The sequence below is a fragment of the Micromonospora sp. DT227 genome, from assembly GCF_049841835.1.
Taxonomy (GTDB): Bacteria; Actinomycetota; Actinomycetes; order Mycobacteriales; family Micromonosporaceae; genus Micromonospora.
The window spans coordinates 1-1,080 of record NZ_JBNCLA010000043.1 but is presented as its reverse complement, the minus strand read 5'-3'; the positions used below and the strand labels follow the sequence as shown (position 1 = coordinate 1,080).

The 1,080-nt window shown below is 69.6% G+C and carries 2 protein-coding genes; both read left to right on the top strand.

What is annotated here, in order from left to right; genetic code table 11:
* Nucleotides 1–656, top strand: a 656-nt coding sequence (locus ACLQ2W_RS33795) for a beta-ketoacyl reductase (RefSeq protein WP_425791948.1), incomplete at its 5' end; no start/stop codon positions are given.
* 29 nt (nucleotides 657–685) lie between these two features.
* On the top strand, nucleotides 686–1,080 hold a 395-nt coding region (locus ACLQ2W_RS33790), incomplete at its 3' end, for a beta-ketoacyl synthase N-terminal-like domain-containing protein (RefSeq protein ID WP_425791946.1).

Sequence of the window (1,080 nt, the reverse complement as noted above, 5' to 3'; positions counted from 1 at the left end):
TCGCGGTGGCTGACGTGGACTGGGCCCAGTTTACGAAGGCGTTCACCTCCGCACGCCCGAGTGCGCTCCTGGCCAGACTGCCCGAGGCACAAGCCGCCATCGCTGTAGCCGATGTCGAGCTTGGGCCGCTCGATGATTCAGCACTGGCCGCCGAGCTACGGACGTTGACCGGCCCGCAACGCCAGCAGAAGATCCTCGAACTGGTACGCACCCACGCCGCTACCGCCCTGGGTCACGACAGCGCCCAGTCGATCCCACCCGACCGGGCATTCCGCGAACTCGGCTTCGACTCCCTGACCGCCGTGGAACTACGCAACCGGCTGGCCGCCGCGACCGGACTGCCGTTGCCGGCCACGCTGGTCTTCGACCATCCGACACCGGCCGCCCTGGCCGACCATCTCCGGGCCCAGCTGTGGCCGGCCGAGTCGGCCGAGGCACCGGCCGTCGCCGAGCTCGACCGGTTGGAACGCGTGCTCGCTGAATCGGCCGTGGACGCGGACACGCGTGCCCAGCTCGCCCGGCGCCTCCAAGCGTTGGTCGCTCGGCTCACCACGCCGTCGCCCGCGGAGTCGACCGCCGGGCCCGACACCGACCTGGACGAGGTCACCGACGACGAGCTGTTCGAACTTGTCGACAACGAGCTCGGCTCGGCCTGAACGCCCGTACCCGCTCCGGAGGGACATTCGTGACCAACGACGACAAGCTGCGCGAGTACCTCAAGCGGACCGTAGCCGAGCTGCGCCAGGCCAACCGCCGGGTACAGGCCCTGGAGGCCGCCAGCGCCGAGCCGGTGGCGATTGTGGGGATGGGGTGTCGGTATCCGGGTGGGGTGGGTGACCCGGACGGGTTTTGGCGGTTGCTGGCCGAGGGTGTCGACGCGGTGGGTGGGTTCCCCACGGATCGGGGTTGGGATGTCGGGTCGTGGGATGACCCGGATCCGGCGGGGTCGGGGACCAGCTATGCCCGGGAGGGTGGGTTCCTGGCTGATGCCGCGTTGTTCGACGCGGGGTTCTTCGGGATCAGTCCGCGGGAGGCTGTGGCGATGGATCCGCAGCAGCGGTTGTTGTTGGAGGTTTCCTG